The organism is Mitsuaria sp. BK041, assembly GCF_014193085.1.
In the GTDB taxonomy this organism is placed as follows: domain Bacteria; phylum Pseudomonadota; class Gammaproteobacteria; order Burkholderiales; family Burkholderiaceae_C; genus Roseateles.
Genome location: NZ_JACHYT010000001.1, coordinates 1,790,577 through 1,814,638, shown reverse-complemented (window position 1 = coordinate 1,814,638; position 24,062 = coordinate 1,790,577). Strand labels below are relative to the sequence as shown.

22 protein-coding genes are annotated in these 24,062 nt (G+C 69.4%); 12 read left to right on the top strand and 10 right to left on the bottom strand.

The features are described 5' to 3' along the window. The first annotated feature begins 137 nt into the window (after positions 1-137). The 3 genes from trxB to rpmG all read left to right on the top strand — a co-directional run bounded on the left by trxB (position 138) and on the right by rpmG (position 1,764). Complete coding sequence (gene trxB, locus FHT38_RS07910; protein ID WP_183491112.1) at positions 138-1,097, top strand: thioredoxin-disulfide reductase; 960 nt, start codon at positions 138-140, stop codon at positions 1,095-1,097. 240 nt (positions 1,098-1,337) lie between these two features. After that, on the top strand, positions 1,338-1,571 hold the full coding sequence (rpmB, locus tag FHT38_RS07905) for a 50S ribosomal protein L28 (RefSeq protein ID WP_022979438.1): 234 nt from the start codon (positions 1,338-1,340) through the stop codon (positions 1,569-1,571). 22 nt (positions 1,572-1,593) lie between these two features. After that, positions 1,594-1,764, top strand: a complete 171-nt coding sequence (gene rpmG / locus FHT38_RS07900) for a 50S ribosomal protein L33 (RefSeq protein WP_058934741.1) — start codon at positions 1,594-1,596, stop codon at positions 1,762-1,764. A gap of 119 nt (positions 1,765-1,883) precedes the next feature. Here the strand turns inward: rpmG and FHT38_RS07895 are convergent, their stop codons facing one another. The 3 genes from FHT38_RS07895 to FHT38_RS07885 all read right to left on the bottom strand — a co-directional run bounded on the left by FHT38_RS07895 (position 1,884) and on the right by FHT38_RS07885 (position 5,302). Continuing rightward, positions 1,884-2,402, bottom strand: a complete 519-nt coding sequence (locus tag FHT38_RS07895) for a DUF3016 domain-containing protein (RefSeq protein WP_183491110.1) — start codon at positions 2,400-2,402, stop codon at positions 1,884-1,886. Between the two features lie 152 nt (positions 2,403-2,554). Then, positions 2,555-3,766, bottom strand: coding sequence for a fatty acid desaturase (locus tag FHT38_RS07890; RefSeq protein WP_255488628.1), 1,212 nt, complete (start codon positions 3,764-3,766; stop codon positions 2,555-2,557). Between the two features lie 267 nt (positions 3,767-4,033). Then, positions 4,034-5,302, bottom strand: a complete 1,269-nt coding sequence (locus FHT38_RS07885) for an RsmB/NOP family class I SAM-dependent RNA methyltransferase (protein ID WP_183491108.1) — start codon at positions 5,300-5,302, stop codon at positions 4,034-4,036. A 27-nt stretch (positions 5,303-5,329) separates the two neighbouring features. Here FHT38_RS07885 and FHT38_RS07880 point away from each other — a divergent pair, with 27 nt between their 5' ends. Together FHT38_RS07880 and FHT38_RS07875 are read left to right on the top strand one after the other, a co-directional pair. Further along, positions 5,330-5,632: a DUF1653 domain-containing protein gene (locus tag FHT38_RS07880; protein ID WP_183491105.1), complete on the top strand. Its 303-nt coding sequence runs from the start codon at positions 5,330-5,332 to the stop codon at positions 5,630-5,632. A gap of 14 nt (positions 5,633-5,646) precedes the next feature. Continuing rightward, positions 5,647-6,297 (top strand): DUF1345 domain-containing protein, encoded by a 651-nt coding sequence (locus FHT38_RS07875; RefSeq protein WP_183479018.1) that lies wholly within the window; start codon positions 5,647-5,649, stop codon positions 6,295-6,297. 19 nt (positions 6,298-6,316) lie between these two features. Here the strand turns inward: FHT38_RS07875 and purN are convergent, their stop codons facing one another. Continuing rightward, positions 6,317-6,955, bottom strand: a complete 639-nt coding sequence (gene purN, locus FHT38_RS07870; protein ID WP_183491104.1) for a phosphoribosylglycinamide formyltransferase — start codon at positions 6,953-6,955, stop codon at positions 6,317-6,319. A 153-nt stretch (positions 6,956-7,108) separates the two neighbouring features. Between purN and trpS the strand changes: the two genes are divergently transcribed. Genes trpS through FHT38_RS07855 form a run of 3 tightly spaced genes read left to right on the top strand, consistent with a single transcriptional unit; the run spans position 7,109 to position 10,036 of the window. After that, positions 7,109-8,125: a tryptophan--tRNA ligase gene (trpS, locus tag FHT38_RS07865; protein ID WP_091724238.1), complete on the top strand. Its 1,017-nt coding sequence runs from the start codon at positions 7,109-7,111 to the stop codon at positions 8,123-8,125. 10 nt (positions 8,126-8,135) lie between these two features. After that, positions 8,136-8,606 (top strand): DUF3717 domain-containing protein, encoded by a 471-nt coding sequence (locus tag FHT38_RS07860; RefSeq protein ID WP_183492420.1) that lies wholly within the window; start codon positions 8,136-8,138, stop codon positions 8,604-8,606. Next, a complete protein-coding gene (locus tag FHT38_RS07855) occupies positions 8,603-10,036 on the top strand; it encodes an MATE family efflux transporter (protein WP_255488627.1) in 1,434 nt (477 codons plus the stop codon). Before FHT38_RS07860 ends, FHT38_RS07855 begins: the two co-directional genes overlap by 4 nt. 59 nt (positions 10,037-10,095) lie before the next feature. On the opposite strand, the gene FHT38_RS07850 is transcribed toward FHT38_RS07855, so the two are convergent. From FHT38_RS07850 to ettA, 4 genes are all read right to left on the bottom strand, one after another. Continuing rightward, positions 10,096-11,604, bottom strand: a complete 1,509-nt coding sequence (locus FHT38_RS07850) for an ATP-binding protein (protein WP_310737359.1) — start codon at positions 11,602-11,604, stop codon at positions 10,096-10,098. After that, complete coding sequence (locus FHT38_RS07845) at positions 11,605-12,318, bottom strand: response regulator (protein ID WP_091725180.1); 714 nt, start codon at positions 12,316-12,318, stop codon at positions 11,605-11,607. Positions 12,319-12,412: 94 nt separating this feature from the next. Then, a complete protein-coding gene (locus tag FHT38_RS07840; protein ID WP_091724237.1) occupies positions 12,413-12,976 on the bottom strand; it encodes a Spy/CpxP family protein refolding chaperone in 564 nt (187 codons plus the stop codon). A 200-nt stretch (positions 12,977-13,176) separates the two neighbouring features. Then, on the bottom strand, positions 13,177-14,841 hold the full coding sequence (gene ettA / locus FHT38_RS07835; protein ID WP_091724236.1) for an energy-dependent translational throttle protein EttA: 1,665 nt from the start codon (positions 14,839-14,841) through the stop codon (positions 13,177-13,179). 188 nt (positions 14,842-15,029) lie between these two features. Between ettA and FHT38_RS07830 the strand changes: the two genes are divergently transcribed. Beyond that, entirely contained in the window at positions 15,030-16,670 is a 1,641-nt protein-coding gene (locus FHT38_RS07830; protein WP_183491102.1) for an ABC transporter substrate-binding protein, read from the top strand. Positions 16,671-16,769: 99 nt separating this feature from the next. Here FHT38_RS07830 and FHT38_RS07825 read toward each other — a convergent pair whose 3' ends face one another. Then, positions 16,770-17,477 carry a winged helix-turn-helix domain-containing protein gene (locus FHT38_RS07825; RefSeq protein ID WP_175538220.1) on the bottom strand — a complete coding sequence of 236 codons (708 nt, stop codon included), beginning with the start codon at positions 17,475-17,477 and terminating at the stop codon, positions 16,770-16,772. Positions 17,478-17,899: 422 nt separating this feature from the next. On the opposite strand from FHT38_RS07825, the gene FHT38_RS07820 reads away from it, so the two are divergent. Then, the gene (locus FHT38_RS07820) at positions 17,900-19,459 is read left to right on the top strand and encodes a DEAD/DEAH box helicase (protein WP_183491100.1); all 1,560 of its coding nucleotides are present in this window, start codon (positions 17,900-17,902) and stop codon (positions 19,457-19,459) included. Positions 19,460-19,567: 108 nt separating this feature from the next. Beyond that, positions 19,568-21,547 carry an FAD-dependent 5-carboxymethylaminomethyl-2-thiouridine(34) oxidoreductase MnmC gene (gene mnmC / locus FHT38_RS07815; RefSeq protein ID WP_183491098.1) on the top strand — a complete coding sequence of 660 codons (1,980 nt, stop codon included), beginning with the start codon at positions 19,568-19,570 and terminating at the stop codon, positions 21,545-21,547. 84 nt (positions 21,548-21,631) lie between these two features. Here the strand turns inward: mnmC and FHT38_RS07810 are convergent, their stop codons facing one another. Further along, positions 21,632-22,135, bottom strand: coding sequence for a coiled-coil domain-containing protein (locus FHT38_RS07810; RefSeq protein WP_183479006.1), 504 nt, complete (start codon positions 22,133-22,135; stop codon positions 21,632-21,634). Positions 22,136-22,480: 345 nt separating this feature from the next. On the opposite strand from FHT38_RS07810, the gene FHT38_RS07805 reads away from it, so the two are divergent. After that, positions 22,481-24,031, top strand: coding sequence for a methyl-accepting chemotaxis protein (locus FHT38_RS07805; RefSeq protein ID WP_183491096.1), 1,551 nt, complete (start codon positions 22,481-22,483; stop codon positions 24,029-24,031). The last annotated feature ends 31 nt before the right edge of the window (positions 24,032-24,062 follow it).

Genomic DNA, 24,062 nt, shown 5'->3' with positions numbered 1-24,062 from the left:
TCAGGATGGCAGAGGGACCCGCCACCTAGAATGGATGCATTGTGCCAATTTGTTCACGGCTGTTCATAGGGTCAACGCTGTAACGGCCGTAGGCTGTCGACCCTTGCGTCCGCTGTGCGCATCCCCAATTGCCTGTCATGAGCCAAAACACCCGACACGCCCAACTGCTGATCCTCGGCTCCGGTCCCGCCGGCTACACCGCCGCCCTGTATGCGGCCCGCGCCAACCTCAAGCCGCTGCTGGTCACCGGCATGGCGCAAGGGGGCCAGTTGATGACGACCACCGAGGTCGACAACTGGCCCGCCGACGTGATGGGCGTGCAAGGCCCCGAGCTGATGCAGCGCTTCCAGCAGCATGCCGAGCGCTTCCAGACCGAGATCGTCTTCGACCACATCAACAGCGTCGACTTCTCCAAGCGCCCCTTCACGCTGACCGGCGACAGCGCCGTCTACACCGCCGACACGGTGATCCTGGCCACCGGCGCCTCGGCGCAGTACCTGGGCCTGCCGTCCGAGGAGTCCTTCATGGGCCGCGGCGTCAGCGCCTGCGCGACCTGCGACGGCTTCTTCTATCGCGAGCAGGAGGTCTGCGTGGTCGGCGGCGGCAACACCGCGGTCGAGGAGGCGCTGTACCTGTCCAACATCGCCAGCAAGGTCCACCTGATCCACCGCCGCGACAAGTTCCGCGCCGAGCCCATCCTGGTCGACAAGCTGATGGACAAGGTCCAGGCCGGCAAGATCGAGCTGCACCTGTTCCACACGCTGGACGAGGTACTGGGCGACGCCAGCGGCGTGACCGGCGTGCGCATCAGGAGCACGCAGGACGGCGCGACCACCGACGTCAAGCTGCAGGGCTGCTTCATCGCCATCGGCCACAAGCCCAACACCGAGATCTTCGCCGGCCAGATCGAGATGAAGGACGGCTACATCCGCACGAAGAGTGGCCTGGAGGGTTTCGCCACGATGACCAGCGTGCCTGGCGTCTTCGCCGCCGGCGACGTGCAGGATCACGTCTACCGCCAGGCCATCACCAGCGCCGGCACTGGCTGCATGGCCGCACTCGACGCCCAGCGCTTCCTCGAGCAGGAAGCCCGCTGAGCACCGCGAGTCCGCGCGCCATTCAGGCGACACCCGCATTCCAGCCGGCCCGCTCTTTCGCGGGTCGGCTCGTTTCTGCTACACTCGCCGTTTTCCTGCGCCGACAACCTGTGAAGGATCTCGACGCGGGGAAGATGGGAAACCGCCACCCTATGGCGAGGTGAGGCCGCCGCCCGCGATCCGACAGCAAGGTCGGGACGATTGGGACGGTCGCCGGATGACAAGTATCGGAGTGTCCTCATGGCACGCGTCTGCGAAGTCACGGGCAAGAAGCCCATGGTCGGGAACAACGTTTCCCACGCCAACAACAAAACCAAGCGCCGGTTCCTGCCGAACCTGCAATACCGCCGTTTCTGGGTCGAAAGCGAAAACCGCTGGGTCCGTCTGCGCATCAGCAACGCCGCGCTGCGTCTGATCGACAAGAAGGGCATCGACGCCGTGCTGGCCGACCTGCGTGCCCGCGGTCAAGCCTAATCACTGAACCAGGAGCGACACCATGGCATCCAAAGGCGGACGCGAAAAGATCAAGCTGGAATCCACTGCCGGCACCGGTCATTTCTACACCACGAACAAGAACAAGAAGACCACGCCCGAAAAGCTGGAATTCATGAAGTTCGACCCCAAAGCGCGCAAGCACGTGCTGTACAAGGAAACCAAGCTGAAGTGATTCAGCTCGCGAGGGCTGCGACAGCACCGCCCTCACCTTGAAGAAAACCCGCCAATCGGCGGGTTTTTTCATTCTGGAGCGCGGGCGACGCGCCGCCCAACTGAGCCGTCCCGCGCCGCTCAGGGCGTCACGCGCGCCAAGCGGTCCTTGCCCAGCAGATCCCTGGCCATCCAGTCGTCGATCATCTTCTTCTCATAGCGCAGCGGCTCGGAGTCGAAGTAGCGGTTGCTTGCGTTCTGGTAGTCCATGTCCTTGATGTCCGCCTTGCCGGACTTCAGGACCTTGCCGTTCTCGCTGAGCGTGTAGGTGAAGCTCATCCGGGGAATGGTGACAGTGCGCAGCACCCGCAGGCGGTCGACGCGGGCCGCCGGCTCCAATTCCCCGGCCAGGTCGATGTCGGTCACTTCAATCTTCAGTTGCTTGCCCGGCAATTCGCGGGCGGCCAGCGCCTTGAAGTGATCCTCCAGTTGCTTCATTGCCGTGGTGCGATCCACGTAGTTGAAGCCGATGTCCGAAAAATTCTCCGGCTTGATGAAGCTCACCTCCGCCTGCGCCTGGGCCACCGACGCCATCGCCCCAAAACTCAGGGTCATCAGGCTGACCAGCGCGATGCGCTTGAACGGGATTGCGGCAATCATGTCAGTCTCCTTGTGTGAGGGTCCCAACAAATTATGGGCGCCCCAATGAAAAAAGGCGCCCGGTAAGGGCGCCCTTTGCATTCCTTCATCCGTCGACCGGTGACAGCCATCACCAAGACGGCCTCACCGCAGGCGACACGCGTGCCAGTCGATCAGGCGCGCACTGCGCGCAGCCCCATCGCGAAGGCCTTGAGTTCCGCGATACCGCTTTCCTCGGCCTTGCGGCACCACGCCTGGAGGTCATGCACCAGCTGCTCGGCCGACACGTTCGTGCGAGTCCACAGCTGACGCAGTTCCTCGCGCATGGTCACCAGCTTGTCCAGCACCGGGCTGGCGGCGCGAGCCCCATCCAACTGCGCCTGGAAGACCGCCGGGATCTTCTCGGCGTCACGATGTAGCCAGCGCTTGGCCAGCTTGAACTGGTGGAACTTGACACTGTGCTGCTCGCCCGCCGCCTTGAGCTTGGCCAGCTCGTCCTTGCAGGCGCCGCGCAGGCCGCGGGCATAACGCGCCATCACCTCGTAGCGATTGGCGATGATGGCTTCCAGCGTGTCCTTGTCCGCGACGGCCTTGATCTCGCCCGTCTTCATCTGCGGCGCGGTCTTGCGGACCTTCGCCCAACCGATCATCTCCATCGCGCGGATGTAGCCCCAGCCGATGTCGAATTCGAACGGCTTGACCGAGAACTTGGCCGACGTCGGATAGGTGTGGTGGTTGTTGTGCAACTCCTCGCCACCAATGATCAGGCCCCACGGGGAGACATTGGTCGACGCGTCGGTCGCCTCGAAATTGCGGTAACCCCAGTAGTGGCCGGCGCCGTTGATCACGCCGGCGGCCCAGAACGGGATCCAGACCATCTGGACGGCCCAGACCGCCAGACCGGCCACACCGAACAGCGCCAGGTCGATGATCATCATCAGGGACACGCCCCAGACCGAGCGCCCGCTGTAGACATGGCGCTCCATCCAGTCGTCCGGCACACCATGGCTGAACTTCTTGATGGTTTCCTCGTTCTTCGCCTCGGCGCGATACAACTCCGCGCCTCGGGTCATCACGGTCTTGATGCCGCGGGTGACCGGGCTGTGGGGGTCTTCCTCGGTCTCGCACTTGGCGTGATGCTTGCGGTGGATCGCCACCCACTCGCGGGTGACCATGCCCGTGGTCAGCCACAGCCAGAAGCGGAAGAAGTGGGAGGGGATCGGCCCCAGGTCGAGCGCGCGGTGCGCCTGGGCGCGGTGCAGGAAGATCGTCACCCCGGCGATGGTGATGTGCGTCACCACCAGCGTGAAGACCACGATCTGCCACCAGCTGGCGCCGGTGAAGCCGTCGATCATCCAGTTGAGGACGGCATCGTGCACAGACATCAATACGTTCATTCGGTCCTAACCCTGCTCGCGAGGAGCCAGTTGTCCACAGGAAACCACGATTGTAGGCGAGGCCCTCTAGAAATCGCCCAAATCAGACCGGCTTTCCCGCCTGCTTTTGACGCACCAGAGTTGGAATGGCCTGACATCGTGATCCATCGAACGAACTCGTAGGGCCTCGAACGCCAGCGATCCGGTTCGCAGCGTGGTTCGCCCCGGCGATTAGTTCGTCATAAGAATTACGGCATCACAATCGGCCCGCCCGCCTTACTTCTTGCGTTCCCAGACGGCCGCAAAGAATCCGTCGCTGTGATGGCGGTGCGGCCACAGGCGCAGGTAACCGTTGTCGGACAGCGCCGTGGCCTGCTCGGCGTCGACCTGCGCATGGGCCAGAACCTCCTGGGCCGGCTGCAGCGTGAAATCGGGATGGGCTTCGGAGAAGACCTGCGCGACCGCCTCGTTCTCGGCATCCAGCAGCGAACAGGTCGCATAGACCAGTCGGCCGCCCGGCTTCAGCAGGCGGGCGGCGCTGTTCAGGATCGCCACCTGCTTGTCATGCAGTTCCTTGACGCTGTCGGGCGACTGGCGCCACTTCAGGTCGGGATTGCGGCGCAAGGTCCCCAGGCCCGAACACGGCGCGTCGACCAGCACCCGGTCGATCTTGCCGGCCAGGCGCTTGATCCGGTCGTCGCGCTCATTGCTGATCTGGACTGGATAGACGTTGGACAGCCCGCTGCGCGCCAGCCGCGGCTTGAGCTTGTCCAGCCGGTGCCCGGACACGTCGAACGCATACAGCCGGCCGGTGTTGCGCATCGCGGCGCCCAGCGCGAGTGTCTTGCCGCCGGCGCCGGCGCAGAAGTCGACCACCATCTCGCCCCGCTTGGCCTCGGTCAGCAGCGACAGCAACTGGCTGCCCTCGTCCTGGACCTCGACCTGGCCGCTGGTGAAGACGTCCAGCTTCTGCAGCGCGGGCTTGCCGTCCAGGCGCAGGCCCCAGGGCGAATACGGCGTCGGCGTCGAATTGAAGCCCTTCTCCTTCAGCGCCGCCTGCACCTCCTCGCGCTTGGCCTTGAGCAGGTTCACGCGCAGGTCCAGCGGCGCGGCGGTGTTGACGGCGTCGGCCAGCTGCCAGAACTGCTCGTCGCCCAGGCGCGCCTTCAGCGGCTCGACCAGCCAGTCGGGCAGGTTGTGACGCAGCTTCTCGGGCAGCTTGGCGCGGTCGATGGACCCCACCTGCTTGAGCCACTGCTGCTCCTCGTCCTTGAGCGCGCCGCGCAGGAACGCTTCGTTGCCGGCCCAGGCGAGGATCGCCAGGCGCCGCGCCATCGGACCGCGGCCAGACTGGGCCAGGTGCTGCAGCAGCGGGCGCTGGCGCAGCACGGCGTAGGCGGTTTCGGCGATGGTGTGGCGCTCGCGCTGGCCGAGGGCCTTGTTGGCGCGGAAGAAGTCGGAGACCAGGGCGTCGGCCGGCTTGTCGAACAGCAGCAGGCTGTCCACCAGTTCGGCGCAGAGTTCAAGAAGGGCATTAGGATGCATCGCCGGATTATCCCCGAGCCTTCCCGCATGAGCGACGCCCCGCCCTCCCCCCACCCCAGCGCCGCACCCACCGCGCTCCCCTCCAGCCATGGCGCCGGCGACCCGCTCGCCCCGCTGCCCGAGGCGCCCCCCGGGCGCTACCGCCATTACAAGGGCGGCGAGTACGAAGTCCACGGCGTCGTGCGCCACAGCGAGACGCTGGAGCCGCTGGTGCTCTACCGGCCGCTCTACGGCGACTCGGGCCTCTGGGTCCGCCCCCACGCGATGTTCTTCGGCAGCGTCGAGGTGGGCGGCCGCGCCGTGCCCCGCTTCGCCCGGATCGGCGACTGAGGCCCTCGCCCGCCATGCCGCTGCTGCACCAGATTCAGCGCCGCCCGCGCCTGCTGATCGGCGCGGCGACGGGCGCGCTGCTGGCGGCCTCCTGGCCGATGGAACTGGCCTGGCACACCCGCCTGCTGCTGGGCTGGAGCGCCGGCGTCTGGACCTACCTGCTGCTGATCGGCTGGCGGATGTTCCACACCGACGCCGAAGACGTCGAGGAGCAGGCCCGCGCCGTCGCCGACAGCGTGCCGACGGTGCTGGCGCTGGCCATCCTCGGCGGTGCCGCGAGCATGGCGGCGATCGCGCTGGAGCTCGCCCAGGTCAAGGAAGCGGGCCTGCTGAAAGCCTGGCCGCACCTGCTGGTGGCGTCGGCGACGCTGACCGGCTCCTGGCTGCTGCTGCCGGTCGAGTTCGGGCTGGCCTACGCTTCGCTGTTCCATTGCGGGCCCAAGGCGCCGCACGGGCTGGAGTTCCCCGGCGACGAAGAGGCGCCCGACTACATCGACTTCCTCTACTTCGCCGCGACAGTGGCGGCGACCTCGCAGACCTCGGACGTCGTCGTGAGTTCGCGGCCGATCCGGCGGCTCGTGCTGGTGCAGGCGGTGCAGGCCTTCGTGTTCAACACCGTCGTGCTGGCGCTGACGATCAACTTCCTGGCCGGCATGCTGGGCTGAACGCCCGGCCGGCCCGGCGTCAGCTGAACATCTGCGACTCGCCGCCGGCGTGGCGCACGCGGGCGCCCTCGACGGCCAGTTGGCCCTCGACGAACCAGCGCACCGCGCTCGGGTACATGCGGTGCTCCAGCCGCAGCACCCGAGCCGCCAGCGCCGCCTCGTCGTCAGCGTCCAGCACCGGCACCACCGCCTGCGCGACGATCGGCCCGTGGTCCAGCTCCGCGGTCACGAAGTGGACCGTCGCGCCGGCCACGCGGCAGCCGGCCTCGATGGCGCGCTGGTGCGTGTGCAGGCCCGGGAAGGCCGGCAGCAGCGAGGGATGGATGTTGAGCATGCGCCCCGCGTAGTGGGCGGTGAAGCCCGGCGTCAGGATGCGCATGAAGCCGGCCAGCACGACCAGGTCGGGGCTGAAGCCGTCGATGACGCGCTGCAGCTCGGCGTCGAACGCGACGCGCGCGGCGTCGCCCTTGCCGAAGGCCTTGTGGTCGACGACCGCAGTGGGCACGCCATGCGCCTGCGCGAACGCCAGCCCGGCGGCGTCCGGCCGGTTGCTGATCACCGCGGCGATGCGCGCCGGCCATCCGCCGCCGGCGCAGGCCTGCACGATGGCCTCCATGTTGGAGCCGCGGCCGGAGATCAGGATCACGATGTGCTTCATGGGCCGGCAGTGTAGCCAAGGGCATGGGCATGACCGGCCGTCGCGCGGGCCGCGCCTCCCTACAATCGCCCTCCCGCCGCTCGCCCGGACGGCCGCCCGCCCCGCCTCGCGGTGCGACCGTCCCGCGCCGCGGCCACCGCCCAGCCCGCCGCCATGACCGACCATCCGCCTCCCCTCCCGCGCCAGCGCGTGCTCTCCGGCATGCGCCCCACCGGCGCGCTGCACCTCGGCCATTACCACGGCGCCCTGAAGAACTGGGTGCGGCTGCAGGCGGCCTACGACTGTTTCTTCTTCGTCGCCGACTGGCATGCGCTGACCACCCATTACCAGCACCGGGAAGGCCTGGAGCAAAGCGTCTACGACATGGTCGTGGACTGGCTGGCCGCCGGCATCGACCCGGCCCAGGCGACGCTGTTCATCCAGAGCCGCATGCCGGAGCACGCCGAGCTGTTCACGCTGCTGGCGATGAGCACCCCGTCGAGCTGGCTCGAGCGCATGCCCAGCTACAAGGACCTGGTGGCGGAGAACCGCGAGCTGGCCACCTATGGCTTCCTCGGTTATCCGCTGCTGCAGGCGGCGGACATCCTGATCTACAAGGCGGCCTTCGTGCCGGTCGGCGAGGACCAGGCGCCGCACGTCGAGGTGACGCGCGAGGTCGCGCGGCGCTTCAACCATCTCTATCGCCAGCAGGCGGCGCCGCTGTTCCCCGAGCCCCAGGCGCTGCTGACCGAGACCTCGCGCCTGCCCGGCCTGGACGGCCGCAAGATGAGCAAGACCCACGGCAACGCGATCGCGATGCGCGATGCACCGGAGGTCGTCGCCGAGAAGGTGCGCACGATGCAGACCGACCCGCAGCGGGTGCGCCGCGGCGATCCGGGCGAGCCCGAGCGCTGCCCGGTCTGGGCCTTGCACAAGGTCTATGCCGACAGCGACACCCGCGCCTGGGTGGAGTCCGGCTGCCGCAGCGCGGGCATCGGCTGCCTGGACTGCAAGCAGCCGCTGATCGAGGCGATCCACGACGAGCAGGCCCCGTGGCGCGAGCGCGCCGACGAGCTGCTGGCCGACCCGAAGAAGGTGCACTGGATCGTCGAGGTCGGCACGGAACGTGCCCGTGCAGTGGCGCGCAAGACGCTGCGCGAGGTGCGCGGCGCGATGGGCATCGACTATTGAGATGGCTGAGATGGCTGGCATCCACATCACCGACATCGAATCCGCCATCAACTGGTGGCGCCAGCGCGCGCCGGGCGACGGCGTGTCGCTGGGCCCCGAGCTGCGCGCCCTGGCCGAGGTCTACGCGCTGATGGTCTTCCACCACGAAACCGAGTGCGACGAGGACTCGATGCCCGCCCCGGCGCTCGGCGCCTGGATGCGCTGGTACGACACGACGCCGGACGCACCCTGCATCGCGATCTGCTCGACCAGCCAGGGCGACGAACTCTGCAAGGGCTGCGGCCGCAGCTTCGACGAGGTCCAGAACTGGCCGGTGTTCACGCCGGGCGAGAAGCGCGCGACCTGGCGGCGGATCACGCTCGAGGGCACGGCCTGGCGCTTCAACCGCTATGCGGAGCGGGCCATCGAGCGGCGCGGCGACGCGACGCCGCTCGAGCCGGGCGCGCCGGAGCGGGACACGGCCAGCGGGGAGTCCGTTTGACCGACACCGCGGACGCCGACCACGCCGCGAACGCCGGCGCACGGGCAGCCCTGGATGGACGGCTGCAGAGCCTGCGCCAGATCCTGCCGCTGGCCTGGCCCGTGTTCATCGGCCAGCTGGCGGTGCTCGCCTACTCCACCATCGACACCCTGCTGGTGGCGCGGCATTCGGCGATCGACCTGGCGGCGCTGGCGGTGGGCTCGGCGGTCTACACCTCGGTGTTCGTCGGGCTGATGGGCGTGGTGCTGGCGATCTCGCCGGTGGCGGGGCAGCTGTTCGGCGCCAGGCGCATGACCGAGGCCGGCGACAGCCTGCATCAGGCCGCCTGGCTGGCGCTCGCGCTGACGGTCGTGGGCGAGTTGATCCTCTGGTTCCCGCAGCCCTTCCTGGCGATTTCGCAGGTGAGCCCCGAGATCGCCGTCAAGGTGCGGGACTACCTGCGCATGCTGGGCATCGCGCTGCCGGCCGCGCTGCTGTTCACGGCGTATCGCGGCTTCAACACGGCGGTGTCGCGGCCCAAGGCGGTGATGGCGCTGCAGATCGGCGGGCTGCTGCTGAAATTCCCGGCCAGCGCGCTGCTGATCGCCGGCTTCTCGGTCGGACCGCTGCAGGTGCCGCCGCTAGGGGCGGTGGGCTGCGCGATTGCGACGGCGATCGTGATGTGGAGCCAGCTGCTGATCGCACTGGCCGTACTCAAGCGCGATCCGTTCTATGCGCCGTTCGGGTTCGCCGGGACGGGGCTGCACCGGCCGCGCCGGGCGACGCTGGTCCGCCTGGTCAAGCTCGGTGTGCCGATGGGCGCCTCGGTGCTGATCGAGGTCACCGGCTTCACCTTCATGGCGATTTTCATCGCGCGGTTGGGCACGACGCCGGTGGCCGGCCATCAGCTCTGCGCGAACCTGGTCGCGATGATGTTCATGCTGCCGCTGGCGCAGGCCAACGCCTGCAGCACGCTGGTGGCCCAGGCGCTGGGGGCCCGCGACTACGCGGCCGCGCGGCGGCTCGGCTGGCATGGGTTGGAGATCGCGCTGGTCATCGCCTTCGTGCTGGGCGGTGTGATCTTCGCGCTGCGGGAGCAGGTGCTCGGGCTCTACACCAGCGACGCAGCCATCGTCGCCGCGGCGCTGCCGCTGCTGGGCTGGCTGTGGCTGTTCCACGTGTCGGACGCCGGACAGACGGTCGCGGCCTTCGTGCTGCGCGCGCATCACATCGCGACCGCGCCGATGCTGATCTATGCGTTCGCGATCTGGGGACTCGGACTGGGCGGGGGCTACTGGCTCGCCTTCGGGGAGCATGAGGTCGAACTGCCGGCCGTCATGCAGGGCGCGCGTGGGTTCTGGAGCGCGGCGTCGGTCGGGTTGGCGGCGGCCGCGCTGGGATTGGGCCTGCTGCTGGCACTCGTGCATCGGCGGGAAGTCAGAGAGGCTTGAACTTCCCGGAGCGGGCTGCGTGGATCGTCTGAGATCCTGCGACGAGCCCCCACGAGCGCTCAGTTCAGCGGCAGCGTGATCACGAAGCAGCTGCCGCCGCCCTCCCGGGCGTCGCAGCGCACCGTGCCCTGGTGGGCGGTGGCGATCTGCTTGACGAGGTTCAGCCCCAGGCCCACGCCGCCGGACACCTCGGCATGGCCAGGCAGGCGGAAGAAGGCCTCGAAGATCCGCTCGCGCATCGGCTCGGGCACACCCGGGCCGCGGTCGCAGACCTGCAGCTCGATGCGGTCCTGGCCGGCGCGACGCACCTTCAGCTCGACCACCGGGCCGCCATAGCGACGCGCGTTCTCCAGCAGGTTGCGCAGCGCGCGACGCAACAGGCGATCGTCACCGCGGAGCGTCAACTGGCCCAGGCCCTCCTCGACCTCCAGCTCGGCGCCGCCCTGCGCGGCCGATTCGGCGGCGATCGCGAGCAGGTCCACCGGCTCGAGCCGCAGCGACTGCGCGCCGCCCTCCAGGCGGCTGGCGAGCAGCACTTCCTCGACCAGCGCATCCAGTTCGGCGATGTTGGTGTTGATCTCGTGGCCGAGCCGCGCCCGCTGCGCCGGCGAGGCGTCGTCCAGCATCGAGAACGCCATCTTCAGCCGCGCCAGCGGCGAGCGCAGCTCGTGGCTGGCGTTGGCCAGCAGGCTCTTGTGGGACCGCAGCAGCGTCTCGATCTGCTCGGCCGCCCGGTTGAAGCTGGTGGCCAGCGCCGCGACTTCGTCCTTGCCGTTGTCCTGCACGCGGAAGCTCAGGTCCCCGGAGCCGAACTGCTCGACGCCCGACTTCAGCGATTCGAGCCGCCGCGTGAGCCGGCGCACGACCGGGTACGCGCCGCCGGCCACCGCCAAGAACAGCACCGCGAGCAACACCGCCAGCGCCTCGCCGCTCGGGCGCGGCACCCAGCCCGGCACCCAGGAGGCCGCGTTTTCCTCGCGGCGCTGCTGCTCGAGCCGGTCCAGCATGCGCTGGCGCATCTGGTCCATTTCGGTCCGGCCTTCCCGGCGCCCGGGATCGCGCAGCTCGGGCGGCGGACCGTCGACGAAGGGATCGCGACGCTCGCGGAAGACGCGGCGGGGTCCGCTCGCGGCGCGCGCCTCGGCCTCGAGCTTGTCCTGCCCCATCGGGCCGGACGCGCCGGGCGGCCGCGCCAGGCGCAGGAACAGCAGGTGACGGCCGTCATCCAGCGGCACGCGTTGCACCCGGGAGCCGGGCAGGTCCTCGCGCCGCTCGAACATCGGCGAGGCGCCGATGCGGCGCCCGCGCGCATCCTCCAGCGCCAGGGCCATGCGCAGGCGCTGGCCCCAGTCCTCGACGGCATCGGCCTGTTCGTCGACGGAGGCGGTCGACGGCGGCAAGGCGCGCTGCACCAGCACCGCAAGCGCCACCAGCCGCTCGGAGGCTGCCTGCTCGAAGGTGCCGCGCTCCTGCTCGATGCGGCCCTGGAACAGCCAGGCCGAGCCCAGCGCGAAGGCCAGCAACACCACCACGACGGTGACGTAGATGCGGAGGTACAGCGCCTTCACTTACTCGAGGCCTTCGGCGTCCTGCTTGCGTGCGAACACGTAGCCGGCGCCGCGCACCGTCAGCACCCGTCTCGGGTTCTTGGGGTCGTCCTCGATCACCGAGCGGATGCGGGAGATGTGCACGTCGATCGAGCGGTCGAAGGCTTCCAGCGGATGGCCCTTGAGCGCATCCATGATCTGGTCGCGCGACAGCACGCGCCCCGGACTCTGGGCCAGCACGACCAGCAGGTCGAACTGGTGGCTGGTCAGGTCGCAGGCGTTGCCGTCCAGGCGCACCTGGCGCGCCGCGAGGTCGATCTCCAGCCGCCCGAAGCGCAGCACCTCGTCCCCCATCGCCTGCGGCTCGGTGCGGCGCAGCAGCGCCTTCACCCGGGCCTGCAGCTCGCGGGGCTCGAAAGGCTTGGGCAGGTAGTCGTCGGCACCAAGCTCCAGGCCCAGGATGCGGTCCATCGGCTCGCCGCGGGCCGACAGCATCAGCACCGGCAGGCGGCGCCAGCGCTTGTCGCCGCGCAGCTGGCGGCAGAACTCGAGGCCATCGCCGTCGGGCAGCATCAGGTCCAGCACCAGCAGCTCGAACTGGCCGGCCTCCAGCTCCGAGCGACCTTGCGCCAGCGAGCCGGCGAAGCTCACATCGAAGCCGGCGCTGCTGAGGTAGTCGCCCAGCATCGCGGTGAGCCGGGCGTCGTCGTCGATCAGGAGCAGTCGTGGATTCATCGGGCGTTGCGAGGCGGCCACCGACCGGGCCGGATCGGCCAGGCCGCGCGCCGCGGACTCATCGAAAGACTGAAGCATAGCCGGCCTCTCGCGTTCAGCGTTCGGTGAAAGGCTGCGGCACCGGGTTGTCCGGATTCGCACCCTGGCGGTCCTTGCGATGCTGGCCGCGATCCTTCATGCGCTGCTTCATCTTCTCGCGCTGCTGCTTCTTGAGCTCGGCGATCTTGGCGCGCTGCTCAGGCGTGAGCACCCGCGACGCGTCGATCATCGCCAGCGTGAGGCGCTTGGAGGCGACCTCGTGCTGCGCGGCGATCTGCTGGCGCAGTTGCTCGACCGCGTTGGCGTCGACGGTCGGCGCGGTGAACAGCGCTTCCATGCGCTCGTGCAGTTGCCGGCCGGTCTCGCGCTGGCCCTTCAGGTCGTTGTGGGCGGCTTCGAAGATCTGCTTGAGCTGGGCGCGCTGGGCGTCGGTGACCCCGGCTTCCTTCAGCAGGCGCCCCTGCATCGCGAAGCCACCGAAGTCGTGGCCGCGATGCATCGCATGCGGCGGAGGCGGCGTGTCGCCCGGGGCGGGTTGGGCCTGCGCCGCCAGCGCGCCCAGGCCCAGGCTCGCGGCCAGCGCCAGCATCGTGAGGGGTCGGGTAATGCGTTTGACCATCTCGGAATCTCCAATTCGTTTGGGGGTGAGGAGATGGTCGGCGGCGCGCGTCAATCGCCCATGGGTGCGCCGTAAAGATTCGTGAAATGAATCGCCCCCAATGAAAAACGCCCGCGACGCCTCTTGAAATCGAGGCCTCGCGGGCGCCTGGCGCGATCCGTGCCAGAGGGCGCGGATCGGGGGATGGGATGCCAGATCGATCAGGTGATCGGCTTGAAACGCACGCGCTTGGGACGCGCGCCTTCCTCGCCCAGACGCTTCTTCTTGTCGGCTTCGTACTCGTGGAAGTTGCCGTCGAAGAAGAACCACTGCGAGTCGCCCTCGCAGGCCAGGATGTGGGTGCAGATGCGGTCCAGGAACCAGCGATCGTGCGAGATCACCATCGCCGAGCCGCCGAACTCCAGCAGCGCCTCCTCCAGCGCGCGCAGGGTTTCGACGTCCAGGTCGTTGGACGGTTCGTCCAGCATCAGCACGTTGCCGCCCTGGGCCAGGGTCTTGGCCAGATGCAGGCGGCCGCGCTCACCGCCGGAGAGCTGGCCGACCATCTTCTGCTGGTCGTTGCCCTTGAAGTTGAAGCGGCCGATGTAGGCGCGCGACGGCATCACGAACTTGCCCACGACGATGTTGTCCAGGCCGCCCGAGACGTCTTCCCACACCGTCTTGTTGGCGTCCAGGCTCTGGCGGCTCTGGTCGACGAAGGCCAGCTTGGCCGTCTTGCCGATCTTGACCGTGCCCGAATCCGGCTGCTCGACGCCCTGGATCATGCGGAACAGCGTCGACTTGCCGGCGCCGTTGGGGCCGATGATGCCGACGATCGCGCCCGGCGGGACCTTGAACGACAGGTTGTCGATCAGCACGCGGTCGCCGAAGGACTTGGTCACGCCTTCGAACTCGATCACCTCATTGCCCAGGCGCTCGGCGACCGGGATGAAGATTTCGTTGGTCTCGTTGCGCTTCTGGTATTCGACGTCGCTCAGTTCCTCGAAGCGGGCCAGGCGCGCCTTGCTCTTGGCCTGGCGGCCCTTGGCGTTCGAGCGCACCCACTTCAGTTCTTCCTTCATCGCCTTGGCGCGGGCGTCCTCGGACTTCTGCTCCTGCTCCAGGCGGCGTTCCTTCTGATCCAGCCAGTCGGAGTAGTTGCCCTTCCAGGGGATGCCGTGGCCGCGGTCCAGTTCCAGGATCCACTCGGCGGCGTTGTCCAGGAAGTAGCGATCGTGGGTGATGGCCACCACGGTGCCGGGGAAGCGCTGCAGGAACTGCTCCAGCCACTCGACCGATTCGGCGTCCAGGTGGTTGGTCGGTTCGTCCAGCAGCAGCATGTCGGGCTTGGACAGCAGCAGGCGGCACAGCGCGACGCGGCGCTTCTCGCCGCCGGACAGCACGCCGATGTTGGCGTCCCAGGGCGGGAGGTTCAGCGCGTCGGCGGCCAGTTCGAGCTGCAGGTCGGTGTTCTCGGAACCGGCGGCGGCGATGATGGCCTCCAGCTCGCCCTGCTCGGCCGCCAGTGCGTCGAAGTCGGCGTCCGGCTCGGCATAGGCGGCGTAGACCTCATCCAGGCGCTTCTTGGCGGCCAGCACGCCGCCGATACCTTCCTCGACCGCTTCACGCACGGTCTGGTCGGGGTTGAGCTTGGGCTCCTGCTCCAGGTAGCCGATCTTGATGCCGGGCATCGGGATCGCCTCGCCCTCGATCTCCTTGTCGACGCCGGCCATGATCTTCAGCAGCGTGGACTTGCCCGAGCCGTTCAGGCCCAGCACGCCGATCTTGGCGCCCGGGAAGAAGGACAGCGAGATGTCCTTGAGGATGTGGCGTTTCGGGGGAACCGTCTTGTTGACGCGGTTCATCGAAAAGACGTATTGAGCCATGGCGATGGTTGTTCAGCGTTTCGTGGGTTGACCTGGGGCCCCTCGGGCGCCGGGGATCGCGGGGCGATCCAGGGGCCGGGGCGTGCATGGGCGGTGGTGGCTCGCCCGGGCAATAGGCCGGCATTGTCGCAGCTTCCGCCCATGCCCCTAAACTCGACCGCCCTCCCGTTCACACCGAGATGACCACCATGCCGTTCCGTTCCATCTCCGTCCCTCCGCGCGCGCCGCGCGCCGCCAGCGCCCGGGCCGCCCGCGCCGCGCTGGGCGCGCTGCCGCTGGCGCTGGCCCTGATCGCCGGCGGCGCGCAGGCCCAGACGCTGCGCTGGGCCAGCCAGGGCGACATGCAGACGGCCGATCCGCATTCGCAGAACGAGATCGTCACCAACGCGATGAACGGCCAGGTCTACGAGCGGCTGGTCTCGCGCGACCGCCAGCTCAACCTGGTGCCGGGCCTTGCCACCGAGTGGACCCAGCTCAAGCCGACGCTGTGGCGGCTCAAGCTGCGCCAGGGCGTGAAGTTCCACGACGGCTCGCCGTTCACCGCCGACGACGTCGTGTTCTCGATCAACCGGGCGAAGGACCCGTACTCGCAGATCAGCGTCTACGCGCAGGCGGTGGGCACGCCGCGCAAGATCGACGACTTCACCGTCGAATTCCAACTCGACAAGGTCAACCCCATCTTCCTGCAGCACCTGGACACGCTGTTCATCATGAGCAAGCGCTGGTGCGAGCAGCACAACGTCGTCAAGCCGCAGAACTTCAAGGACAAGCAGGAGACCTACGCCGCGACGCATGCGAACGGCACCGGCCCCTACCAGATGACGGCGCGCGAGCCTGGCATCCGCACCACCTTCAAGCGCAATCCGGCCTGGTGGGGCCAGTTCGACGGCAACGTGCAGGACGCCGTCTACACGCCGATCGCCAACGATGCGACGCGGCTGGCGGCGCTGGTCTCGGGCGAGATCGACTTCGTGCTGGATCCCTCACCGCGCGACATCCCCAAGCTCAAGCAGACGCCGCAGGTGAAGGTCCAGGAAGGCCCGGAGAACCGCATCGTCTTCATCGGCATGGATCAGGCGCGCGACAAGCTGTTGTACGGGAAGGTGCCGGGCGACAAGAACCCGTTCAAGGACCTGCGGGTGCGCCAGGCGCTCTACCAGGCGGTGGACATCCAGACGCTGCGCACCAAGCTGATGAACGGCCTGAGCCTGCCCACGGGCGGGCTGACGCCCTCGCCGCTGGGGGCGTTCAACGACCCGCAGCTCGAGACCCGGCTGCCCTACGACCTGGCGGCGGCGCGCAAGCTGATGGCCGACGCCGGCTATGCCAACGGCTTCGAGGTCACGCTCGACTGCACCAACAACCGCTACATCAACGACGAGCGCATCTGCCTGGCGCTGGCCTCGATGTGGTCGCAGCTCAAGGTGAAGGTCAAGGTCAATGCGCAGCCGCGCGTGCTGATGTTCCCCAAGCTGGAGAAGCTGGACACCAGCCTCTACATGTATGGCTGGGGCGGCAGCATCACCGATGCCGAAGTCGCGATGACGCCGCTGATGCGCAACCGCGGCGAGAAGTCGGTGGGGCAGTACAACTTCGGCAACTGGACGGACGACAAGTTCGACCAGCTGGCCGCGCAGTCCAGCGAGGAAGCCGATCCGAAGAAGCGCGAGGAGCTGATCAAGGCCGCGCTGCGGGAGTTCCGGTCGCAGGTGCACCTGATCCCGCTGCACCGCCAGATGATTCCTTGGGCGACACGCGCCAACGTGACGGTGGTCCATCGCCCGGACAACTGGTTCGAGCTGCGCTGGGCGTCGGTTGCTGGGAAGTGACCGTCGGTCCCTCGGGCGAACGGAAAACTTTGGCACTTCCGCCGCCGCTGGCCCTCACCCCTCCCTCTCCCACTTCGCGGGAGAGGGTGTAAGAGATCCTCACCTCAACGGCGGATCGAACAGATACCCGATCCCCCGCACGGTGCGGATCAAGGGCGAACTGGGGTCGTCGTGCAGCTTCTGCCGCAGCCGCGAGACCATCAGGTCCACGCTGCGCTCCAGCGCGGTAACGCCGTCGCCGCGCGCCAGATGCAGCAGTTCCTGCCGCTGCAGCACGCTGTGCGGTCGCTCCAGGAACGCGCGCAGCAGCTTGTATTCGCTCTGCGACAGCACCACGCAGAAGCCCCCCGGCCCGGTCAGGCGGCGGGTCATCGGCTCGAGCCTGAATCGTCCGAACATCAGCACCTCCGCCGCATCCCCTTCACGCGGCCGGAGCAAGGCCTTGATGCGCGCCTGCAACTCGCGCGGCTCGCCGTCCTTGGCCAGCACCGCATCCGCGCCGCGCTCCAGCGCCAGCACCCGCTCCAGCGTGCTGTCCTGCTGCAGCAGCACGATCACCGGCAACCGCGAGCGCTGCCTCAAGCGCGTCAGCGCGCCCCAGCCGGCCTCCCGCGCGTCGCTCGGATCGATCAGGGCCAGGTCCACCGGCAGCAGCGGCACGCGGTCCAGCAGGGCCGGCTCGCTGCTGTCGGTGACGCGAAAGCCCCAGGCCCGCATCAGGCCGGCGAATCGCAGGCGCGCATGCGGGTCGGGGTCCAGCAGCAGCAAGTGGGTGCCGGCGGCGGGATCGGGAAACAAGGCGCTCATGGACAAGGGGACAAGTGGAAACACTGGCGCAAGACTATGCCGCCGCAACCCCGTCCGAAGGCCGATCAGCACGGGCCTCGCGGCCCTTTTTACCCGCGGTTTACCGCGCCGAAACACGACTGCGGGCGCCGACATGCGCGGCTGAGCGACGGCTGTCACCGAGCTTGCGCGAAGCTGTCCGCGGCCCGTGTCGATCCCGTGAGCAACCCGTGCGGAACTTGCATCCTTCCCACTTCGGGCGGGACCCTTCCCCCGGTGGAGGGACACCCCTCGGCTACAATCCCGCCCATCACCGCGGCTCAGTCTTGCCGCGGTTTTCATTTCTGAGCTCACGCTCTCCCACGGCAGCCGAAGACTGGCGCCAGGCCTCACCGGCCGGCGTGCTGCACACAAAGCCCGTCCGGGCACGAACAAAGCAGCTTATGAGTTTTGACGCACTGGGGCTCTCCCAGCCCCTGCTCCGCGCGATCGCCGATGCCGGCTACTCGACCCCCACCCCCATCCAGAGCCAGGCGATTCCCGCCGTCCTGACCGGCGGCGACCTGATGGCCGGCGCCCAGACCGGCACCGGCAAGACCGCCGGCTTCACCCTCCCCGTGCTCGAGCGCCTGTCCGCCGGCAAGCCGGTGCGCGACGCCAAGGGCCGCATCGCCATCCGCGCCCTGGTGCTGACGCCGACGCGCGAACTGGCCGCGCAGGTCGAGGAAAGCGTGCGCACCTACGGCAAGTACCTGCCGCTGACCAGCATGGTGATGTTCGGCGGCGTCGGCATGCAGCCACAGATCGACAAGCTGCGCAAGGGCGTGGACATCCTGGTGGCGACGCCGGGCCGCCTGCTGGACCACGCGCAGCAAGGCACGCTGGACCTGTCCAAGGTCGAGATCCTGGTGCTGGACGAAGCCGACCGCATGCTGGACATGGGCTTCATCCACGACATCAAGAAGGTGCTGGCGCTGCTGCCGGCCAAGAAGCAGAGCCTGCTGTTTTCGGCGACCTTCAGCGACGAGATCAAGGCGCTGGCCGACCGCCTGCTGGACAACCCGGGCCTGATCGAAGTCGCGCGCCGCAACGCGACGGCCGACACGATCGCCCAGCGCATCCATCCGGTCGACCGCGACAAGAAGAAGGAACTGCTGGCCCACCTCATCACCAAGCACGACTGGCATCAGGTTCTGGTGTTCACGCGGATGAAGCATGGCGCCAACCGCCTGGCCGAGTTCCTGGACAAGCAGGGCATCACCGCGATGGCCATCCACGGCAACAAGAGCCAGGGCGCCCGCACCAAGGCGCTGTCGGAGTTCAAGAGCGGCGACCTGAAGGTGCTGGTGGCGACCGACATCGCCGCGCGCGGCATCGACATCGACCAGCTGCCCCACGTCATCAACTACGAGCTGCCCAACGTCGCCGAGGACTACGTGCACCGCATCGGCCGCACCGGCCGCGCGGGCGCGCAGGGCGAGGCGCTGTCGCTGGTGTGCGTCGACGAGGAAGGTTTCCTGCGCGACATCCAGAAGCTGATCAAGCGCGAGATCCCGCGCGAGGTGGTGCCCGGCTTCGAGCCGGACCCGAACGCCAAGGCCGAACCGATCGTGATGGGCCGCATGGTCCTCAACGGCGGCGTGGGCAAGTCCTCGGGGTCGCCGCGTCCGGCCGGCGGCGGCGGTGGCCGTCGTGGCGGCGGTGGCAATGGCGGTCGCCCGCAAGGCCAGGGTCGTCCGCAGGGCGGGGGCCAGGGCGGACGTCCGGCCCAGGGCGCGCAAGGCGGCCAGCGCAGCGGCGGCTCGGGCAGCGGCCAGGGCCAGCAGCGCCAGGGTCACGGCCAAGGCGGCCAGGGTGGCCAGGGACAAGGCCAGCGCGCCTCATCGGGCCAGAACGCCGGCGGCCAGCGCCACGGTCAAGGCCAGGGCCAGGGCAGCCGTCATGGCAGCCAGGGCAACCGCCCGGCCGGCGCGGCACTGACGCGCCCGAAGTCGACCTCCTGATCGGCCTTCAGCCGGCAGACCACGGCGCCATCATCGGCGCCGTTTTCCTTTCCGCCGTCACCGGCGGCTGCGCCCCGCCCGGCTTGGGCATACTCGCGGCCACTCCCCATGAAGACCGCGCCCATCGTCCCCGCCCGCGTCGACTTCTCCGGCGCCGTGCCCCATGCGCCGGAGTTCGGCGACCTCTACCACGCCCCCTTCGGCGCCTTCGAGCAGGCGCGGCAGGTCTTCCTGGCCGGCAACGGCCTGCCCGGCCGCTGGGCCGGCCGCACGCGCTTCGTCGTGCTGGAGACCGGCTTCGGCCTGGGCAATAACTTCCTGGCGACCTGGGCCGCATGGCGTGACGATCCCTCGCGCTGCGAGCGCCTGGTCTTCCTCAGCCTGGAGAAGCACCCGCTGACCCGCGAGGACCTGGCGCGCGCCCATGCCGCTTCGCCGGCGCCCGAGCTGGCCGCGCAGCTGATCGAGGCCTGGCCGCCGCTCACGCCCAACCTGCACGTGCTCGACTTCGAGGACGGCCGGGTGCGGCTGATGCTGGCGCTGGGCGACGCGCGCGAATGGATGCCGGAGCTGGTGGCGTCGGTCGACGCGTTTTTCCTGGACGGCTTCGCGCCGGCGAAGAACCCCGAGTTGTGGGACGACGCCGTGCTGCGCCAGACCGGCCGGCTGGCCGCGCCCGACGCCACGGCCGCGACCTGGAGCGTGGCGCGGCCGGTGCGCGACGGACTCATGGCCGCGGGTTTCCAGGTGGAGAAGCGGCCCGGCACCGGCGGCAAATGGGCGACGACCGTCGCGAGCTTCGCGCCGCGCCACCGCGCGCCGGAGCCACCCGGCCGCGCCGCGCCGCATCCTGCGCCGCGCGACGTGGTGATCGTCGGCGCTGGCCTGGCGGGCGCGGCCTGCGCCCGGGTGCTGACGCGGGAGGGCCTGCGGGTGACGGTGCTCGAGGCCGGTCCCACGCCGGCCGGCCAGGCCTCCGGCAATCCGGGCGGGCTCTTCCACGGGACGATCCACGCCGACGATGGGGTACACGCGCGCTTCAACCGGGCCGCGGCCCTGGCCACCGAGCGCGAACTGCGCCGGATCACCCCCGCCCTGCCCTGGCTGCAATGGGGACTGCTGCGGGTCCAGCGCGCGCCGCAGGCGCTCGACGAGATGCGCGAGCTGCTCGTGCGCAGCGGCCTGCCGGAGGCATACATCCAGGCGCTCGACGCCGACGCCGCCGCCGCTCTGGCCAAGCTTCCCCTGGGCCGGCCCGCCTGGCACTTTCCGGGCGGTGGCGCGGTGTCCCCGCCGGCGCTCGCGGCGGCCTGGCTCGCGGAGGCGGCGGGCCGTCCCGGTTTCTCGCTGCGCCTGAGCGCCGTCGTGGCGGGCCTGCGGCGCGACGACGTCAGCGATCGCTGGATCGCGCTGGGGGCGGATGGGGCGACGCTGGCGACCGCCGACGCGGTCGTGCTCTGCGGCGGCACCGCCAATGCCGCGCTGATGGCGGAGTGGTCGGCCGGCCCGGCGTGGCCCTGGATCGCGCAGCGCGGGCAGTTGAGCACCCTGCCGGCGGATCGCTCGCCATGCGCGCTTGCCCTGCCGGTGGCCGGGCTCGGCTACGCCTTGAGCCTGCCCGACGGCACGATGTGCTTCGGCGCCAGCGCCGATGCCAACGACCCCGAGCCCCAGCTTCGCGCCGCGGATCAGGCGCAGAACCTGGCGCGCCTGGCCGAGTTGCTGCCCGGTGCCTTGAGCGACGCGCCGACACCACCCTCGCCCGCCATCGACGCGCGCGATGACGATCCGCCGCCCCTTGCGGGCCGCGTGGGGTGGCGCAGCCTGGTGCCGGACCGGCTGCCGATCGTCGGCGCCGTGCCGGCGCAAGCGCCCGTGCAGCGCGCCGAGCAGGTGCGCTTCTGGCCGCGGCATCGCGGGCTGATGGTGCTGGGCGCGCTGGGCTCGCGCGGCATCACCTCGGCGACGCTGTGCGCGGAGCTCATCGCCGCGCAGCTCACCGGCGCGCCGTGGCCGATGGAGGCCAGTCTGGCCGAGGCCGTCGACCCCGCGCGCTTCGGCGCGAAGCAGCGCAGAAGCAGCGGCTGAAACAGCGGTTGAAGCGGGTCACCGCCGGGTTGGCGTCTGGTCACGGTCGCGTCGGCAACTCGACCGGGTCGAGGGGTCACGGCGTCACGGCCGGGTCGGCAACTCGGCCGGCTCCGCCGCCACGGCGGCCACGGCCTCGCGGCCCCGCGAGAAGGACGAAAAGTGCGGCGACATGACGGTCACGAAGGCCGCCGCCGCGGTGATCGCGCTCAGCCCGATGCCCAACCCCCACTTGATGGCACTCGCCACTGTCTGGTGCATTTCCGCGCGCAGTCCGCCGATCGAGTCCTTGATCTCGGCGCGCAGCGTGCCCACCTCGTGCTTCAACTCGCTGCGAAGCGCGCCGATCTCCTGCTTCACCTCGCTGCGCAGGTCACCGATCTCCTGCTTCATCTCGCTGCGCAGGGCGCCGATCTCATGCTTCATCTCGCTGCGCAGCGCCCCGACCTCCTGCGCCAGTTGTTCCCGTGTCGCCAGCGTAGGCAGCACCGTGTCCATCCGCGTCTTCAAGGCCTGGACCTGGATCGCCAGCTCCACCGTCCCGCCACCGCTGCGATCGCCTCGCAGCCCACTGTCGATTCCTTGCATTGCCTTCTCCAGCTTCGATGACGAGTCCTGCTCGTCCCAGGCGACGACTCTGCCACCGGACGCGGCCGTCGACTTGCCAACCTTGGGGGAGCCGACGGGGGAGTGAGATCCCTCTTGCGGAGGATCAAGCGGGAACGACCGCGCGGTGGCTCGGATCGGACGGGGCGGCAGCCCGCGCCCGGGCGTGACGGATGACGCACCGCAGGCCCATTCGCCGGGCCGCGTCCCCGCCGTCATTCAAGTTCCGGGCGCCGGCGTCGATATGGAGCGGAAACGCCGTCAAAGGCGTCCCGCGCCCGCCAGGGCGCGGGTCCATCAACGCATAGCCATCTTTGGGGGACATCCATGATTCATCTCGTCGCCGGCCGATCGATCGGCCAGCGGCTCGGCGTGGTGCTGGGCCTGGTACTGCTGATCGCCTTCGTCGGCTCGGGCCTGAGCTACCTGGCACTGGGCCGCGTGGCCGCCGAGACCGACGTGATGCTCAACCAGGACCTGGCCGCCGAGCGCGTCGCCTCCGACTGGTACCGCAACATCACCAACGGCGTGAACCGCACCAGCGCGATCGCCGTCAGCGCCGACCCCAGCCTCGCCCAGTTCTTCGCCGCGACCTCGGCCGAGTCGACCCGGCAGTCGGGCGAGCTGCAGAAGCGGCTCGACGGCTACATGGTCACGCCGGACGAGCGCCGGATGTTCGACACGCTCAGCGAGGCCCGCAAGGGCTACCTGAGTTCGCGCGACGCGGTGGCCGCCAGCAAGAAGAGTGGAGACGCCGAGAAGGCGCGCGAGATCTTCGACCGCGACTTCCAGCCCGCCGCGGGCCGGTTCCAGGAAGCGATCCAGGCCATCGTGCAGCACAAGCGCAGCCTGCTGGACGAGGCCGCCCTGCAGCTCGACGCGACCAACCGCCGCGCGCGCACGGCGCTGCTGGTGTTCTCGCTGGTCGCGCTGGGCCTGGGCGCCTGGTTCGCGGTCGCACTGACGCGCTCCATCACCCGCCCGCTGCAGGGCGCGGCCGAGGTCGCCGACGCCATCGCCCACTTCAACCTGACCCGGCCGGTGCCGGCCGGCGGCCGTGACGAGACCGGCAAGCTGCTGGGCTCGCTGGGCGGCATGCAGGCGCAGCTGCTCAAGCTGATCGGCGACGTGCGCGGCTCCGCCGAGAGCATCGGCACCGCCAGCGCCGAGATCGCCACCGGCAACCACGACCTGAGCGCGCGCACCGAGCAGACCGCCTCCAACCTGCAGGAGGTCGCGGCCTCGATGACGCAGCTGACCGGCACCGTGCGCCAGACCGCGGATTCGGCGATGACGGCCAACCAGCTGTCGAGCTCGGCCGCGGAGACCGCGCAGCGCGGCGGCTCGGTGATGGGCCAGGTGGTGGCGACCATGGGCGAGATCAGCGAGAGCTCGCGCCGCATCGCCGACATCATCGGCACCATCGACGGCATCGCCTTCCAGACCAACATCCTGGCCCTGAACGCGGCCGTGGAAGCCGCCCGTGCCGGTGAGCAGGGCCGCGGCTTCGCGGTGGTCGCCAGCGAGGTGCGCTTGCTCGCGCAGCGCAGCGCCGAGGCCGCCAAGGAGATCAAGACGCTGATCGGCGCCAGCGTCGAGCGCGTGGAATCGGGCTCGCGCCTGGTCGAGGACGCCGGCGGCGCGATGACCGAGATCGTCGCCAGCGTGCAGCGCGTGGCCGACATCATCGGCGAGATCAGCGCCGCCTCGCGCGAGCAGAGCGACGGCATCCAGCAGGTCAACGCGGCCATCGGCCAGCTGGACCAGATGACACAGCAGAACGCGGCGCTGGTGGAGGAGTCGGCCGCCGCGGCCGAGAGCCTCAAGGAGCAGTCGCAGCGGCTGGCCGGCGCGATCTCGGTGTTCCGCCTGCGCTGAGGTCGACCGCGTCGCCGCCGGCTCCCTGGCT